The organism is Kitasatospora sp. NPDC001225, from assembly GCF_053597855.1.
The window spans coordinates 23,968-39,783 of record NZ_JBSFJC010000084.1 but is presented as its reverse complement, the minus strand read 5'-3'; the positions used below and the strand labels follow the sequence as shown (position 1 = coordinate 39,783).

Below are 15,816 nucleotides of genomic sequence, written 5' to 3'. Positions count from 1 at the left end.
GGGGCGGGCAGTCGATCGACTGCCCGCCCCGGCTTCGTGTCCGGAAGGGAAACCCCCGGGTCAGGACTCCGGGGTGGACCCCTTGCCCCGGGTGAGGACCCGTCGCACCGGCGCGGAGACGGCCTCGACCGCCCGGGCGACCGCGGCGTCGGCCGTCGCCCGGGCCGCCCGCGCCGCGTCGGAGATCCGCCACCACAGCTGCGCCGAGGACGGCGGCAGCAGCAGCGCCCTGGTCCGTCCGGCCCGGCCGGCGGCCGCCCGCAGCCCGCGCCGCACGGTGCGGACGTCGGCGGCCAGCGGCTCGGTGACGGGCTGCCCGGGCGGGGCGTAGAGCACCCGCTCGGTGGCCAGCGCCAGTCGGCCGGTGGCCGCCGCCGAATCCGCGTCCAGGTGGGCCTTCTGGGTGATCCGGTGGGCCGCCGAGCGCGGGGTGCGTGACTCGTCCGGGGGAATTCCGAGGTCCCAGGCGGAGTCGACCAGCTCGTCCCAGGCGGCCAGCACCTGGGCGTCGGTCAGCTCCGCCGCTCCGCTCCCGCCGGGCCCGCGCCGCCCGCCGCCGCCCAGCCGGCGTCGGCGTACGGCCGCGCGCCAGACCATCGGGACGAGCAGCAGGGCGATCAGCGCGAGCACCGCGGCCAGGGTGCCGAGCACCTGGCCGGAGAGCAGCCAGGACTCCTCGGCGGTCTTGGCGACGGCCTTGTCCTTGGAACCGCACTCGCCGAGCTGGCGCTGCTTGGCGGTGCAGTCCGAGCCGGAGCTCGGCAGCGGGGCGGCCGAGGCGGTCTGCGGGGCGGCGGTCGCCTGCTGGGTCGGCGCGGTGGTCGGGGCGGTGGACGCCTCGGTGTAGCGGGTCGGGACGCCGCGGCTCGGGGTCGGCTCGAAGCGCAGCCAGCCGTAGCCCGTGAAGTACAGCTCGGGCCAGGCGTGGTACATCCGGCCGGTCACCGAGTAGACGTTGCCGCCCTTGCTGTCGCCGGGGGTGAAGCCGACGGCCACCCGGGCCGGGATCTTCAGCTCCCGGGCCATCGCCGCCATGGTGGAGGCGAAGTGCACGCAGAAGCCCCGGCGGTCGCGCAGGAAGACGGCGATGGCGTTGCTGCCGGTGCCGCCGCTGACGGCGGTGTCGTACGTGAAGCCCGGCCCGGTGAACCAGTTGACCAGCGCCGTCGCCCGGTCGAAGTCGTTCTTCGCGCCGGCGGTGACGGCCTTGGCCTGCTCGGCGACGACCGGCGGCAGGTCGGTCGGGAGGGCGGTGTAGCGCTCCCTGATGTCCGACGGCGCGGTGCCCGCGAGGCGCAGCTCGTTGGCGGTGGGCCGCACGTCCAGGGCGGTGACGTGGTAGCTCAGGCCGCGGATCGCCTTGTCGCTGGTCGGCAGGACGGTACGGGTCAGCGGGTCGAGCTTCCAGGCGCTCCGGTCGGGGAGCTGGACAGAGGCGGCCGGGTAGGGCATCGGCAGCCAGCTCCCCCCCAGCCGCTCGTCGACCTTGAAGTCGCCCTCGAACCGGGCCACCTGGGGGTCGCGCAGGCCCTCGGGGGCGGGCAGGGCCGCCGGGAGGTCCTGGACGGTGGTGCTGCCGAGCCGCCAGTTGACGCCGTCGAACTGGTCGAGCGAGCCGGTCCGCAGGTAGACCTGGTCGGCCAGCGGGGTGTCCAGGGTGTAGCTGAGCAGTTCCGCGTCGGTCGGCTTGGAGATCGCGGCCTCCAGGCTGACCAGCGGGTCGAGGCTGGTCGACAGGCTCCCGCCGACGCCCTTGCCGCCCGATCCGCCGGAGCCGGAGTTCAGCAGCCCGAAGCTCCAGTGCGGCAGGACCACCGGCAGCAGCAGCGCCACCGCCAGGGCCAGCACGCCGACCTGCCGGCCGCCCGGGCTGACCCGGCCGGACTCCACCGAGCCGCGCGCGCCGCCGTAGAACACCCGGCCCCAGCGGGAGACCCGGTCCTGGCCCTCGGCGAACAGCAGCAGCAGGTAGCCGGCCGCGGCGACGGCGAACCAGACCCAGCTGCCGTGCTCCCCGGCCAGGCCGTTGCCGACCGAGTACAGCGCCAGCAGCGGCAGCCCGGCCAGCGCCGAGCGCCGGTAGGTCACCGCGACGGTGTCCACCGCGACGGCGATCAGCCCGATCGCCGAGACCAGGATCAGCCGCAGTCCGGCGGTGGGCGGAGCCGGGATGGCGTACTGCTGTATGTCGTCCAGGCCGGCGGTGAAGACCTGGTCCAGGACCCGCAGCGCGGACGGGCCGGGCAGCATCCCGCCCTCGCCGGCGAAGCCGAGCAGCAGCAGGAGGAGCAGGACCAGCAGCTGCCCGAGCGGCACCGTCCAGCGGTACACCGGGGCACGGCGCAGGCCCGCGCCGGCCGCGGCGACCACGGCGATCACCAGGAGGGCGTGGGTGAGCCAGCTGCGGGTGGTGAGCAGCGGCATCATGCACAGCGCGGCGAGGGCGGTGGCCAGCGCCGAGTACGCGGTCAGTTTGGCCCGGGTGGTCACGCGCCGGCCTCTTCTCGGTAGGGGGCGGTCGTCCGGCTGCCGTCGGCGGCCCGCCACAGGTCCGGTACGGAGTCCCCGGCCCGTACCGGGATCACCGTCCAGCCGGCTTCGCGCAGCTGCTGGACCCGGGCCCGGAAGTCGTCGCCGCCGGTGTCCGGGGCGAGCATCCGCAGGCCGGCCCAGGTGCCGGTGTCCAGCAGGAAGGCGATCGCCCCGCCGGCGCGGCTGCGCAGCCGGCCCAGCCGGGTGGCCTGGGCGTCGTCCAGCTCGCCGAGGACGGCGACCAGCAGGCCCTCGCCGCCGGCGCGCAGCGGGTCCTCGGCACGGGAGAGGGTGCCGCCGTCGGACAGGTCGGCGACCGCGAGGGCGTCCAGGACCAGCCCGGAGGTGTCGGCGCCGCTGTGGCTGCCGCCCGCGCCCGGCCCGGGCACCGACAGCCCGGTGTCGGTGAGCAGCCGGGTCTGGTAGCCGCGTTCCAGCAGGTGCACGGCGACCGAGGCGGCGCAGCCGACCGCCCACTCGAAGGAGGAGGCGGGGCCGCTGCCCCGGTGGGCGATCTCCCGGGTGTCCAGCACGACGGTGGCCCGGGCCTGCTGCGGCTGCTCCTCGCGGCGCACCATCAGCTCGCCGTACCGGGCGGTGGAGCGCCAGTGCACCCGGCGCAGGTCGTCGCCGGGCCGGTACTCGCGCAGGATCACGTCGTCGTCGCCGGCCAGCGCCAGGGTGCGGCTGTGGCTCTCGCCCTGGCCGATCCACTCGCCGCTGAGCCGTACCGACGGCAGCGCCTGGACCTGGGGGACGACGGTGAGGACGTCGGAGGCGGTGAAGGCGCGGGTCACCTCGCACATCCCGAACGGGTCGGCCAGCCGCAGCTGGAGCGGCCCGAGCGGGTAGCGGCCGCGCAGGTCGGAGCGGACCCGGTAGGAGACCTCGCGGTGGCCGCGCGGCTCGACCCGGTCCAGCACGAAGCGCGGGCGCGGCCCGAGCACGTACGGGACCTTGTCCTCCAGCAGCAGCACCCCGGTGGGCACCCGGGAGACGTTGTCGACCCGCAGGTGGACCCGGGCCTCCTGGCCGGCGACCGCCCGGCGCGGGCTGAGCCGGCGTCCGCTGGCCACCCGGTAGCGGGTGTTGGCGACGACCACCACGGCGACCAGCGGCAGCGCGGCGAGTAGGACGCCGACGCGCAGCAGGGCGTCCTGGTCGAGCAGGTAGGAGCAGGCCACCGCGGTGACCCCGGCGGCGAGGAAGGACCGCCCCCGGGTGGTGAGACCGCGGAACCCGGCCCGCAGTCCCGATGATTCGGACTGGGCCACCTCAGCCCCTCCGGACGGCCGGGCCGCCCTGCGGGCGCGGCAGCGGCAGCCGGGCGACCAGGTCGGCCACGATCTGCTCGGAGGTGCGGCGGCTGAGCTGGGTCTCGGCGGTCGGCATCAGACGGTGCGCCAGGACCGGGACGGCGAGGCGCTGGATGTCGTCCGGGGTGACGTAGTCGCGCCCGTCCAGCGCGGCGGCGGCGCGGGCGGCCCGGACCAGGTGCAGGGTCGCGCGGGGCGAGGCGCCCAGGCGCAGCTCGGGGCTGGTGCGGGTGGCGCCGACCAGGTCGACGGCGTAGCGGCGGACCGGGTCGGCGATGTGCACGGTGCGGACCAGGTCGATCAGCTTGAGGATGTCGGAGGCGTGCGCGACCGGCTGGAGGTCCTCCAGCGGGCTGGCGCCGGCGTGGGTGTCGAGCATCGCGAGCTCGGCCTCGGGGCTGGGGTAGCCGATCGAGATCCGGGCCATGAAGCGGTCGCGCTGGGCCTCCGGCAGGGGGTACGTGCCCTCCATCTCGACCGGGTTCTGGGTGGCCACGACCATGAACGGCGAGGGCAGTTCGTAGCTGGTGCCGTCGATGGTGACCTGGCGCTCCTCCATGGACTCCAGCAGCGCCGACTGGGTCTTCGGCGAGGCGCGGTTGATCTCGTCGCCGACCACGACCTGGGCGAAGATCGCGCCCGGGCGGAACTCGAAGTCGTGCCGCTGCTGGTCGTAGATGTTGGTGCCGGTGACGTCCGAGGGCAGCAGGTCGGGCGTGAACTGGATGCGGCGCACGGTGCAGTCGAGCGAGCGGGCGAGCGCCTTGGCCAGCATGGTCTTGCCGACGCCGGGCACGTCCTCCAGCAGCAGGTGGCCCTCGGCGAGCAGGACGGTCAGGGCGATCCGGACGGCCTCCGGCTTGCCCTCGATCACGCTCTCGACGTTGCCGCGCACGCGGTCCACGACCGCGGCGAGTTCGGGGAGCCCGGTCTGCCGGAACCCGCCCGCCCGCTGCGGTTCGCCCCCCGCGGGACTGCCGAGTCCGGCCTGATCCTTGTAGCTCGTCACCCGTATACGCTCCCTGGCACCCTGTGCCCGCCCCGTCCCGAGGCCGGACCCCACCCCATGCTTGACGCGGCCGTCCCGGGGGCGGTTCCGAACGAGGAGCCGGCGGCCGGGAAGGCGGCCTGCGGCCTGGCCGCCCCAGGTGGTTCGGGGTCCGACCGGCAGGCGCATTCTCCCCTGCGGGATGGCCAGAAGTCACCATTCGGCGGTGCCCGAATGCCCGGACACCGTCGGCCGGGCAGGGTCGGGGCGGGTCGCTCAGTCGATCTCGCGGAGCAGGCCGGTGTGGACGTCGAAGACGAAGCCGCGGACGTCGTCGGTGTGCGGCAGGAAGGGAGAGGTGCGGACGCGCTGCATGGACTGGCGGACGTCGCCGTCCAGGTCGACGAAGGCCTCCACCGCCCACTGCGGGCGCTGGCCGACCTCCAGCTCCAGCTCGCGGCGGAAGTCCTCGGTCAGCCCGAGCAGGCCGCAGCCGGTGTGGTGGATCAGCGCGATCGAGCGGGTGCCGAGGGCGCGCTGGCTGATGGTCAGGGACCGGATGGTGTCGTCGGTGACGACGCCGCCGGCGTTGCGGATGACGTGGGCGTCGCCGAGTTCGAGGCCGAGCGCGGCGAACAGGTCGAGTCGGGCGTCCATGCAGGCGACCACGGCGATCTTCTGCACCGGGCGGGCGTCCATGCCGCCGTCCCGGAAGGTCACCGCGTAGGCGCGGTTGGCCGTGACGAAGCGGTCGATGACGGTGGGTCTGGCAGGGGCGGCAGCGGCGTTCGGCGAGGGCCGGTCGGGTGTCACTGTCATGGGGGCGACGTTAGTGCGGATCGGGCCCGCGCGGTGGGGCCGGGAGCTACAGAACGGCGGGCCGTGATCGGGTGCATCGCCACAACAGGAGCTGCTCCCGGAGCGGCCGCCGCCGACCCCGCACGCGGGGCGGCCAGGGGGCGCGCGCCCGCCGCCGAAGGCCCCCGATCCGGACCGCCGCCGGTCCGCCCCGAGGGCCGCGACCTGCGGTGATCCGTACCGCCGCCCGGGTGGTGCGCCGGAGCGGGCCATTGACTGGCAGGGGCCGCGCGATAGAGTTTGCGGCGCAGTGGAGCACACCCGCCGGGGCCCGTCAACGGGGCTTCCCCGGCCGGTGCGGCCCGGTCGAAGCGGCCCGTGGCCTCCTCCCGCTCCGTGCCCACCTGGCGCACCTTCCCCGGCGCCGGGCGGTCACGACCTTCCCCTCGAGCGGGCGGGGACCACGGGCCGCTTCGTCGTGCCGGGGCACGGTGGGCGAGAATGGTCGCAGCTCCCGGACGTCGGGCTGCTCCGCACCGAGGAAGGGCGCCACCGCGCATGACCACCAACGAACCGGGCCCCAAGCACGTTCCGGTGATGCTCCAGCGGTGCATGGACGCGCTCGCACCGGCGATCTCGCGCCCCGGGGCCGTCGTGGTGGACGCCACCCTCGGCCTCGGCGGGCACAGCGAGGCGCTGCTGACCCAGTTCCCGGAGGTGCGGCTGGTCGCGGTGGACCGCGACCCGGCGGCGCTGAAGCTGTCCGGCGAGCGGCTGGCCCCGTTCGGCGACCGGGCGACCCTGGTGCACGCCGTCTACGACGAGATCCCCGAGGTGCTGGAGCGCCTGGACATCGACCGGGTCGACGGCGTCCTGTTCGACCTCGGCGTCTCCTCGATGCAGCTGGACGAGGCGGACCGCGGCTTCGCGTACGCGCAGGACGCGCCGCTGGACATGCGGATGGACCAGACCCGGGGGATCAGCGCGGCGGAGGTGCTGAACACCTACGGCCACGGCGACCTGGCCCGCATCCTCAAGGTGTACGGCGAGGAGCGGTTCGCCGGGAAGATCGCCTCGGCGATCCTGCGGGAGCGGGAGAAGGAACCGTTCACCAACAGCGCGCGTCTGGTCGAGTTGGTGCGGAACGCCATTCCGGCGGCGACCCGTCGGACCGGCGGGAACCCGGCGAAGCGGACGTTCCAGGCGCTGCGGATCGAGGTCAACGGCGAGCTGGAGGTCCTGGACCGGGCGATCCCGGGGGCGCTGGACGTCCTCGCGATCGGCGGCCGGATCGTGGTGATGTCCTACCAGTCGCTGGAGGACCGGCTCGTCAAGCAGTACCTGGCCGCCGGTGCGACCAACACCGCTCCGCCGGGGCTGCCGTTCATCCCGGAGGAGCACCAGCCCTGGCTCAAACTGATCACTCGCGGTGCCGAGCTGGCCACCGAGGAGGAGATCGAGGAGAACCGGCGCGCCGCGCCCGTACGGCTGCGGGTGGCGGAGAGGATCAGGGACCGAAGCAAGCGGGGCTGACGAACCGGCCCGGCGGGGTCCGAAGGGCGGAGGAAAGCGGTGGGGCCGGTGGCCGGTGAGGTCCGGGCGGGGCGGGGAGGACTCCCCGGGCAGGGCAGGGCGCGGATCACGGTCCGGCCGGGCAGGCGTCCGGTACGGAGGCGCACACCGTTCGCGGTGCTCGTCGTGGTGCTGCTGGCGGCCGGGCTGCTCGGCCTGCTCGCGCTGAACACCGCACTCAACGAGGGCTCCTTCGAGCTGTCCCGACTGCAGAAGCAGACCACCGTGGCGACCGACGAACAGCAGAGCCTCCAGCACGAGATCGACCAGAGCTCGGCCCCGGACGCGCTGGCCAGGCGCGCCGCCGAGCTGGGCATGGTCCCGGCCGGCGGGATGGCCTTCCTGGACGTCCCGAACGGCGGCAAGGTGGTCGGCACCCCCGGCCCGGCGCAGGACAGCCCGCCGGTCAAGCGCTCCACGGCCGAGCCGTGGCCGACCAGGACCCCCTCCGGTGCCGCCCAGCCGAGCGCGGCCCAGCCCGCCGCCGGGCCGTCACCGGCCGCGCCGCAGCCGGGCGGTGCCCCCTCGCCGGCCGCGCCGCCGCCCGCACCGGCCCCGGCGACGTCCGCCGGCGACTCGGTGATCCAGCTCAACCCGGTCTCGCCCGCCGCGGCCGCGAAGCCGAACGGAGGCGCGGGCCGATGAGCCAGTGGACCGTCAGAAGGGGTGACGGGCGCGAGGCGCCCGGCGAGCGCGGCGAGGTGGCCGCATGAGCACTCCACGTCAGCCGGGCGGGACCGGCGGTTCCGGCAGCGGCAACGGCCGCCGTCCGGTGCCCCGGGGCACCGCGCCGCGCGCGCAGTCCGCCGCCGGCCGCGGTCAGCCCACCAAGGCCCAGCCCACCAAGGGGCAGCCGGCCAGGAGCCAGCCCGCCAAGGCCCAGCCCGCCCGCAGCCAGCCGGCGAAGGGCCAGCCCGCGCGCAGCCAGTCGGCCAAGGCCCAGCCCGCCAAGTCGGCCTCCGCCGGCCGGACCCCGCGGGCGCCGCAGCAGCGCCGCCCCGAGGGGCGCCCGCCGGCCCGCAGCCAGGCGGCGGTGCGCCCGAAGAGCCGTCCGCCGCTGCGCCCCAAGGCGCTCAAGCTGGCCGAGCCGAAGCGCCGGCTGCGGGTGATCTCCGTGGTGCTGTCGCTGGTGTTCTCCGTCTTCGCGGGCCGCCTGGTGCAGCTCCAGCTGGTGGACGCCGACGCGCTGGCCGCCGACGCCAACACCAACCGCTACATGAACATCCCGATCACCGCCGAACGCGGCTCGATAACGTCCTCCGACGGGGTCGCGCTGGCGGCCACCGTGGACGCGTACGACATCACCGCCGACCCGGCGATGTTCACCCCGGAGGCGACCGGCATCCCGGACGCGCCGGAGCAGGCGGCCGCGCTGCTGTCGCCGATCCTCGGCGTGCCCAAGGAGAAGATCGCCACCGACCTGCACACCCCCAAGACCCGCTACAAGCGGCTCGCGGCCCAGCAGACCCCGGCCGCCAAGAAGCAGATCAGCGACCTCAAGTCGGGTCTGGAGAAGCAGGCCGGCTCGCGGGCCTGCCAGGCCCAGAAGAAGCTGCTCGGCAAGCCCGCCGACCAGGGCGGGCGCACCCGGGTGGACAACGAGTGCGCCAACCCGCTGGCCGGGGTGTTCAACCGGGAGACCCAGAAGCGGATCTACCCGGCGGACGGCCTGGCCGCCAACCTGGTCGGCTTCGTCAACGCCGAGGGCGAGGGCGCCGGCGGCCTGGAGCAGCAGTACCAGAAGCTGCTGGCCGGCAAGGACGGCCACAGCAGCTACGCCCAGTCGGGCGGGCGGCTGGTGCCCACCGCCGGGGGCTCGATGGAGCCGGCCGTACCGGGCGACGACGTGAAGCTGACCATCAACCGGGACATCCAGTGGGCCGCCCAGCGGGCGATCACCGACCAGGTGGCCAACTCCGGCGCGGAGAAGGGCTACGTGGTGGTCCAGGACGTGAAGACCGGCCAGGTCCTCGCGATGGCCACCGCGCCCGGCTTCAACCCGAACGACCTGAGCCTGGCCAAGCAGTCCCAGATGGGCAACCCGGCCCTGGTCGACGCGTACGAACCGGGCAGCACCGCCAAGCTGATGAGCCTGGCCGCCGTCCTGGACTCCGGCACGGCCAACTGGGACACCAAGGTGACCGTGCCCAACCGGCTGGTCCGGGCCGGGCAGCAGTTCAAGGACGACGTCGAGCACGGCGACTGGCACCTGACCCTGGCCGGGGTGCTCGCCAAGTCCTCCAACATCGGCACCATCGAGGCGGTCGAGACCCTCGGCGGCGGCGACCAGCTGAAGACCAACCAGGTGCTGGACGGCTACATGCGCAAGTTCGGGGTGGCCCAGCCGACCGGTCTGGGCTTCCCCGGGGAGACCTCCGGGATGCTCAAGAAGCCGGAGGACCTGGTCGCCTCGGAGAAGTACAACATCTCCTTCGGCCAGGGCCCGCTGCAGATGAACGCGCTCCAGGCCACCTCGGTCTACTCGACCATCGCCAACGGCGGGGTCCGGGTCGCGCCCAGCATCGTCCAGGGCGTCACCGACCCGAACGGCAAGTACGCCCCGAGCGCGCCGGGGGAGCAGACCCGGGTGGTCAGCCCGGAGACGGCCAAGACCCTCACCTCGATGCTGGAGTCGGTCGTCGACGACGAGCAGGGCACCGGCGGCAAGGCCGCCATCCCCGGCTACCGGGTCGCGGGCAAGACCGGCACCGCCGACCGGGGCGCCGCCGACGGCAAGGGCTACGACGGCTACACCGCCTCCTTCATCGGCTTCGCCCCCGCCGACGCCCCCCGCTACACCGTCTCCTGCACCCTCCAGGGCCCGGTCAACGGCCACTTCGGCGGCCAGCTGTGCGGCCCGGTGTTCAAGCAGGTGATGGAGTTCACCCTGAAGACCATGCAGGTCCCGCCGAGCGGCAGCCCGGCGCCGAACCTGGCCGTCGAGTGGAAGCCGTGAGCGCACGATGAGCAACGGACCGGCCGGGCCGGAGCACGGCGCGGCGGAGGGCCGGTTTGGCCCTGGACACCCTTCGGCGGATAGCCTTCCCGCCGTGCCGAAACCCGATCAAACCACCGTGAGTCCGCCCCGTCCGACCGGGACCACCGCCCTGCCGCTCGCCGAGCTGGCCGCCGAACTGGGCCTGCCGCCCGTCGAGGGCGGCGCCGTCACCGGCGTCACCCACGACTCCCGCGCGGTCCGTCCGGGCGACGTGTACGTGGCCTTCCCGGGCGCCAACCACCACGGCGCGGCGTTCGCCGGCAAGGCCGCGGAGTCCGGCGCGGTGGCGGTGCTCACCGACCCGGCCGGCGCCGAGCAGGCGGCCGCCACCGGCCTGCCGCTGCTGGTCGTCGACCGGCCGCGGGCCGTCATGGGCGAGCTGGCCGCGATCGTCTACGGCCGCCCCTCCCGGCGGCTGCTGATGATCGGGCTGACCGGCACCAACGGCAAGACCACCACCTCCTACCTGGTCGAGGGCGGCCTGCGCGGCGCCGGGCGCAGCCCGGGCGTGATCGGCACCGTCGAGATGCGGGTCGGCGAGGAGCGGATCAAGAGCGAGCGCACCACCCCCGAGGCCACCGACCTGCACGCGATCCTCGGCGTGATGGCCGAGCGCGGCGCCGACGCGGTGACCATGGAGGTCTCCAGCCACGCCCTGGTCTTCGGCCGCACCGACGGGGTCGCGTACGACGTCGCGCTGTTCAACAACCTGACCCCCGAGCACCTCGACTTCCACCCGGACATGGAGGACTACTTCCAGGCGAAGGCCCGGCTCTTCCAGCCCGGCAAGTCCCGCCACGGCGTGGTCAACCTGGACGACGAGTACGGCCGCCGGCTCGCCGCCGAGGCCAAGATCCCGGTGACCACCTTCTCCGCGACCGGCGCCGCCGCGGCCGACTGGCGGGCCGTGGACGTCCGGCTCGGGCCGGTCGGCTCCACCTTCAAGGTGCTGGGCCCGGACGGCGCCGAGGCCGAGGCCTCCGTCCCGCTGCCCGGCCCGTTCAACGTCGCCAACGCGCTCGCCGCGATCACCCTGCTGGTCGCCGCCGGCCTGCCGCTGGAGCGGGCCGTGGCCGGCGTCGCCGCCGTCCCCGGCGTGCCCGGCCGGCTGGAGCGGGTGGACGCCGGACAGCCGTTCGTCGCCGTCGTCGACTACGCGCACAAGCCGGACGCCCTGCAGGCCGTCCTCGCCTCGCTGCGCGAGGTCACCGAGGGCCGGCTGCACGTCGTGGTCGGCTGCGGCGGCGACCGCGACCCGCACAAGCGCGGCCCGATGGGCGCCATCGCCGCCCGTCTCGCCGACACCGCCCTGCTGACCAGTGACAACCCGCGCAGCGAGGACCCGCTGGCGATCCTCGCCACCATGCTGACCGGCGCCGCCGCGGTGCCCGAGGCCGAGCGCGGCGACGTCCTGGTCGTCCCCGACCGGGCCGAGGCGATCGGCCTCGCCGTCGCGCGCGCCCGGGCGGGGGACACCGTGCTGGTGGCCGGCAAGGGCCACGAGCTCGGCCAGTACGTACGAGACGAGATCCGCCCCTTCGACGACCGGGAGGTGCTGCGCGAATCCATCGCGCGGACCACGGCCGCACGGGGCGACCGAGGAGTAGAGCAGCAGTGATCGCACTGACCCTCGCCGAGGTGGCCGCCGCCGTCGGAGGCACGCTGGACGGCGCCGACCCGGACGCCCTGGTCACCGGCCCGGTCGAGGTCGACTCGCGGAAGGTGGCCCCCGGCGGCCTGTTCGCGGCCTTCGTCGGCGAGCACGTGGACGGCCACGACTACGCGGCCAAGGCGGTCGGGGACGGCGCCGTCGCGGTGCTGGCCTCCCGCCCGGTCGGCGTGCCCGCCGTCCTGGTCGACAGTGTGGTGGAGGCGCTCGGCCGGCTGGCCCGCGCCGTGGTCGCCCGCGCCGAGGGCACCGCCGTGGTCGCGCTGACCGGCTCGGCCGGCAAGACCAGCACCAAGGACCTGATCGCCCAGCTGCTCCAGCGCCGCGGCGAGACCGTCTACCCGCCCGGCTCGCTCAACAACGAGATCGGCCACCCGATGACCGCGCTGCGGGTCGAGGCCGGCACCCGGCACCTGGTCATGGAGATGGGCGCCCGGCACAAGGGCGACATCGAGTACCTCACCTCGATCACCCCGCCCCGGATCGGCGTGGTGCTCAACGTCGGCACCGCCCACGTCGGCGAGTTCGGCTCCCAGGAGGCGATCGCCGAGGCCAAGGGCGAACTGGTGGAGTCGCTGCCCGCCGACGGCGCCGCGATCCTCAACGCGGACGACCGGCTGGTGCGCGCGATGGCCTCCCGTACCAGGGCGAAGGTGGTCCTGTTCGGGGAATCGCCGGACGCCCACGTCCGGGCCACCGACGTTCGCCTGGACGCCACCGGGCGGCCATCGTTCACGCTCACCACCCCGGCCGGTTCCGCGCCCGTGCAGCTGCGCCTGTACGGTGAGCACCACGTCTCGAACGCCCTCGCCGCCGCAGCGGTGGCGGTGGAGCTCGGGATGTCCGTCGACGACACCGCGGCAGCCCTGGGCGAAGCGGGTGCGCTGTCCCGCTGGCGCATGGAGGTCGTCGACCGGGCCGACGGTGTCACCGTCGTGAACGACGCCTACAACGCGAACCCCGACTCGATGCGGGCCGCGCTGCGGGCGCTCGTCTCGATGGGTGGCCGGGGCCCGGAGCGCCGCCGCACCTGGGCGGTGCTCGGCGAGATGCGGGAGCTCGGCGAGGACAGCCTGGCCGAGCACGACGCCATCGGGCGGCTCGCCGTCCGGCTGGACGTCACCAAGCTGGTGGCGGTCGGCGGACGCGAGGCGGCCTGCATGGAACTCGGCGCGAGGAACGAAGGTTCGTGGGGTGAGGAGTCGGTGCTGGTGTCCGACGCGGACGCGGCGGTCGAGCTGCTGCGCAGTCAGCTGCGGCCGGGGGACGTGGTCCTGGTGAAGGCTTCCCGTTCGGTGGGGCTGGAGAAGGTGGCCGAGGCCCTCCTGACGGACGGTGTGGCCGCCTGATGAAGCAGATCCTTTTCTCCGGGATGATCGGTCTCATCCTGTCGCTGCTCGGCACCCCCGCCCTGATCAAGGTGCTCGCGAAGCACGGCTACGGCCAGTACATCCGGGACGACGGCCCCAAGGCGCACCACAGCAAGAAGGGCACGCCCACCATGGGCGGCATCGCCTTCATCCTGGCGACCCTGATCGCGTACTTCGCCACGAAGGCGATAACGGGCGAGAGCCCGACCGCCTCCGGGCTGTTGGTGCTCTTCCTGACCGCGGGCCTCGGCCTGGTCGGCTTCCTGGACGACTACATCAAGGTGGTCAAGCGCCGCTCGCTGGGCCTGCGGGCCAAGGCGAAGCTGGCCGGCCAGTCGATCGTCGGCCTCGGGTTCGCCATCCTGGCGATGCAGTTCCCGGACGACCGCGGGCTCAACCCGGCGTCCCAGAGCCTGTCCTTCGTCCGGGACTTCAAGTGGGCGATCGGCCCCGTCCTGTTCGTCATCTTCGCGTACTTCATGATCGCCGCGATGTCGAACGGCGTGAACCTGACGGACGGTCTGGACGGCCTGGCCACCGGCGCCTCGGTGATGGTCTTCGGCGCCTACACCTTCATCGGCATCTGGGAGCACACCCAGAGCTGCGCCTACGCGATCACCGCGACCGCCAACTGCTACGACATCCGGGACCCGCTGGACCTCGCCGTCGTGGCCTCCGCCCTGATGGGCTCCTGCTTCGGCTTCCTGTGGTGGAACACCTCGCCCGCCAAGATCTTCATGGGTGACACCGGCTCGCTCGCCCTCGGCGGCGCCCTGGCCGGTCTGGCGATCTGCTCCCGCACCGAGCTGCTGCTCGCGCTGCTCGGCGGCCTCTACGTGATCATCACCCTCTCGGTGATCATCCAGGTCGGCTCCTTCCGGATGACCGGCAAGCGCGTCTTCAAGATGGCGCCGTTGCAGCACCACTTCGAACTCAAGGGCTGGACCGAGGTCCTGATCGTCGTCCGGTTCTGGATCATCCAGGGCCTGTGCGTCGCCGTCGGCCTCGGCCTGTTCTACGCGGGATGGGTGACCGGATGACCGACCCCGACCTGACCACCCCGGCCAACCCGGACTTCGCCGGCCTGCCGGTCGCCGTCGCGGGGCTCGGCGTCTCGGGCATCAGCGCCGCGCGCGTCCTGCACGGCCTCGGCGCCCGGGTCACCGTGGTGGACGGCGGCAGCGGCCCCGGCCTGGCCGCCCGGGCCGCCGAGCTGGAGGCGCTCGGCGTCACCGTGCGGCTCGGCGACGGCGCGAGCCTGCCCGAGGGCACCGAACTGATCGTCACCTCGCCCGGCTGGGCGCCGGACAGCCCGCTGTTCGCCGCCGCCGAGGCGGCCGGGGTGCCGGTCTGGGGCGACGTCGAGCTGGCCTGGCGGCTGCGCAGGCCGCTGCCCGGCACCGGCGAGCCCGCCCCTTGGCTGGCCGTCACCGGCACCAACGGCAAGACCACCACCGTCCAGATGCTCGCCTCGATCCTCACCGCCGCCGGCAAGCGCACCGCCGCCGTCGGCAACGTCGGGGTCTCGGTCCTGGACGCGGTGCTCGCCGAGGAGCCGTACGACGTGCTCGCCGTCGAGCTCTCCAGCTACCAGCTGCACTGGGCGCCCTCGCTGCGCCCGCACTCGGCCGCGGTGCTCAACCTGGCGCCCGACCACCTCGACTGGCACGGCTCGATGGAGGCGTACGCCGCCGACAAGGGCCGGATCTACGAGGGCAACACGGTCGCCTGCGTGTACAACCTGGCCGACCCGGCCACCGAGGCGCTGGTCCGCGAGGCCGACGTCGAGGAGGGCTGCCGGGCGATCGGCTTCGGCCTCGGCGCCCCCGGCCCGTCGAACCTCGGCGTGGTGGACGGGCTGCTGGTGGACCGCGCCTTCGTCGAGGACCGGGCCAAGAACGCGGCCGAGCTGGGCGCCGTGTCGGACGTGAACCCGCCGGCCCCGCACAACATCGCCAACGCGCTCGCCGCGGCGGCGCTGGCCCGGGCGTACGGCGTCGAGCCGAAGGCCGTCCGGGAGGGCCTGCGGGCCTTCCGCCCGGACGCCCACCGGATCGCCGAGGTCGGCGTGGTCCGCGAGGTCACGTACATCGACGACTCCAAGGCCACCAACACCCACGCGGCGGCCGCCTCGCTGGCCGCCTACCGGCCGATCGTCTGGATCGCCGGGGGCCTGGCCAAGGGCGCGACCTTCGACGACCTGGTGCAGGGCGCGGCCGAGCGGCTGCGCGCCGTGGTGCTGATCGGCCAGGACCGGGCGGTGATCCGGGAGGCGCTGGAGCGACACGCTCCGGATGTGCCGGTGATCGAGGCGGCCGAGGGCCAGACTGGCGCGGTGGCGATGGCCGAGGTCGTTCGAACGGCCGCGTCGCTCGCCCGATCGGGTGACACGGTGCTGCTGGCGCCGGCCTGCGCCTCGATGGACATGTTCACCAACTACGGCGAGCGCGGCGACCTCTTCGCGGCGTCCGTCCGGGAGCTGGCGGGCGAGTAGTCAGGCGGGTGGACGGGCCGGCGCGGGCGCGTCGGACGGAGAGAGTGAGCGGGGAGCGGTGGCGGGGCAGGGCAGAGCG

General features: G+C 74.3%; 11 protein-coding genes. 7 read left to right on the top strand and 4 right to left on the bottom strand.

The annotated features are described in order from the left end of the window. Positions 1-60 precede the first annotated feature (60 nt). The 4 genes from ACWDCZ_RS25935 to ACWDCZ_RS25920 form a co-directional block, all read right to left on the bottom strand. Positions 61-2,490, bottom strand: coding sequence for a transglutaminase TgpA family protein (locus ACWDCZ_RS25935; protein ID WP_449817084.1), 2,430 nt, complete (start codon positions 2,488-2,490; stop codon positions 61-63). Next, positions 2,487-3,806, bottom strand: coding sequence for a DUF58 domain-containing protein (locus tag ACWDCZ_RS25930; protein ID WP_049651925.1), 1,320 nt, complete (start codon positions 3,804-3,806; stop codon positions 2,487-2,489). Before ACWDCZ_RS25930 ends, ACWDCZ_RS25935 begins: the two co-directional genes overlap by 4 nt. A gap of 1 nt (position 3,807) precedes the next feature. Next, complete coding sequence (locus ACWDCZ_RS25925; RefSeq protein WP_107086444.1) at positions 3,808-4,752, bottom strand: AAA family ATPase; 945 nt, start codon at positions 4,750-4,752, stop codon at positions 3,808-3,810. 360 nt (positions 4,753-5,112) lie between these two features. Next, entirely contained in the window at positions 5,113-5,655 is a 543-nt protein-coding gene (locus tag ACWDCZ_RS25920) for a beta-class carbonic anhydrase (RefSeq protein WP_380777302.1), read from the bottom strand. A 537-nt stretch (positions 5,656-6,192) separates the two neighbouring features. Between ACWDCZ_RS25920 and rsmH the strand changes: the two genes are divergently transcribed. The 7 genes from rsmH (at position 6,193) to murD (ending at position 15,737) form a co-directional block, all read left to right on the top strand. Next, positions 6,193-7,167, top strand: coding sequence for a 16S rRNA (cytosine(1402)-N(4))-methyltransferase RsmH (rsmH, locus tag ACWDCZ_RS25915; protein ID WP_049651922.1), 975 nt, complete (start codon positions 6,193-6,195; stop codon positions 7,165-7,167). Positions 7,168-7,323: 156 nt separating this feature from the next. After that, positions 7,324-7,851, top strand: coding sequence for an FtsB/FtsL family cell division protein (locus ACWDCZ_RS25910; RefSeq protein WP_380741661.1), 528 nt, complete (start codon positions 7,324-7,326; stop codon positions 7,849-7,851). Positions 7,852-7,915: 64 nt separating this feature from the next. After that, positions 7,916-10,162 (top strand): penicillin-binding transpeptidase domain-containing protein, encoded by a 2,247-nt coding sequence (locus tag ACWDCZ_RS25905; RefSeq protein WP_449817083.1) that lies wholly within the window; start codon positions 7,916-7,918, stop codon positions 10,160-10,162. 94 nt (positions 10,163-10,256) lie between these two features. Next, positions 10,257-11,822: a UDP-N-acetylmuramoyl-L-alanyl-D-glutamate--2,6-diaminopimelate ligase gene (locus ACWDCZ_RS25900; RefSeq protein WP_049658287.1), complete on the top strand. Its 1,566-nt coding sequence runs from the start codon at positions 10,257-10,259 to the stop codon at positions 11,820-11,822. After that, positions 11,819-13,222 (top strand): UDP-N-acetylmuramoyl-tripeptide--D-alanyl-D-alanine ligase, encoded by a 1,404-nt coding sequence (locus tag ACWDCZ_RS25895; RefSeq protein ID WP_049658289.1) that lies wholly within the window; start codon positions 11,819-11,821, stop codon positions 13,220-13,222. Before ACWDCZ_RS25900 ends, ACWDCZ_RS25895 begins: the two co-directional genes overlap by 4 nt. Beyond that, positions 13,222-14,283 (top strand): phospho-N-acetylmuramoyl-pentapeptide-transferase, encoded by a 1,062-nt coding sequence (gene mraY / locus ACWDCZ_RS25890; protein ID WP_074000913.1) that lies wholly within the window; start codon positions 13,222-13,224, stop codon positions 14,281-14,283. Before ACWDCZ_RS25895 ends, mraY begins: the two co-directional genes overlap by 1 nt. Beyond that, on the top strand, positions 14,280-15,737 hold the full coding sequence (gene murD, locus ACWDCZ_RS25885) for a UDP-N-acetylmuramoyl-L-alanine--D-glutamate ligase (RefSeq protein WP_117487435.1): 1,458 nt from the start codon (positions 14,280-14,282) through the stop codon (positions 15,735-15,737). The genes mraY and murD overlap by 4 nt, the downstream gene beginning before the upstream one ends. Positions 15,738-15,816: the final 79 nt, after the last annotated feature.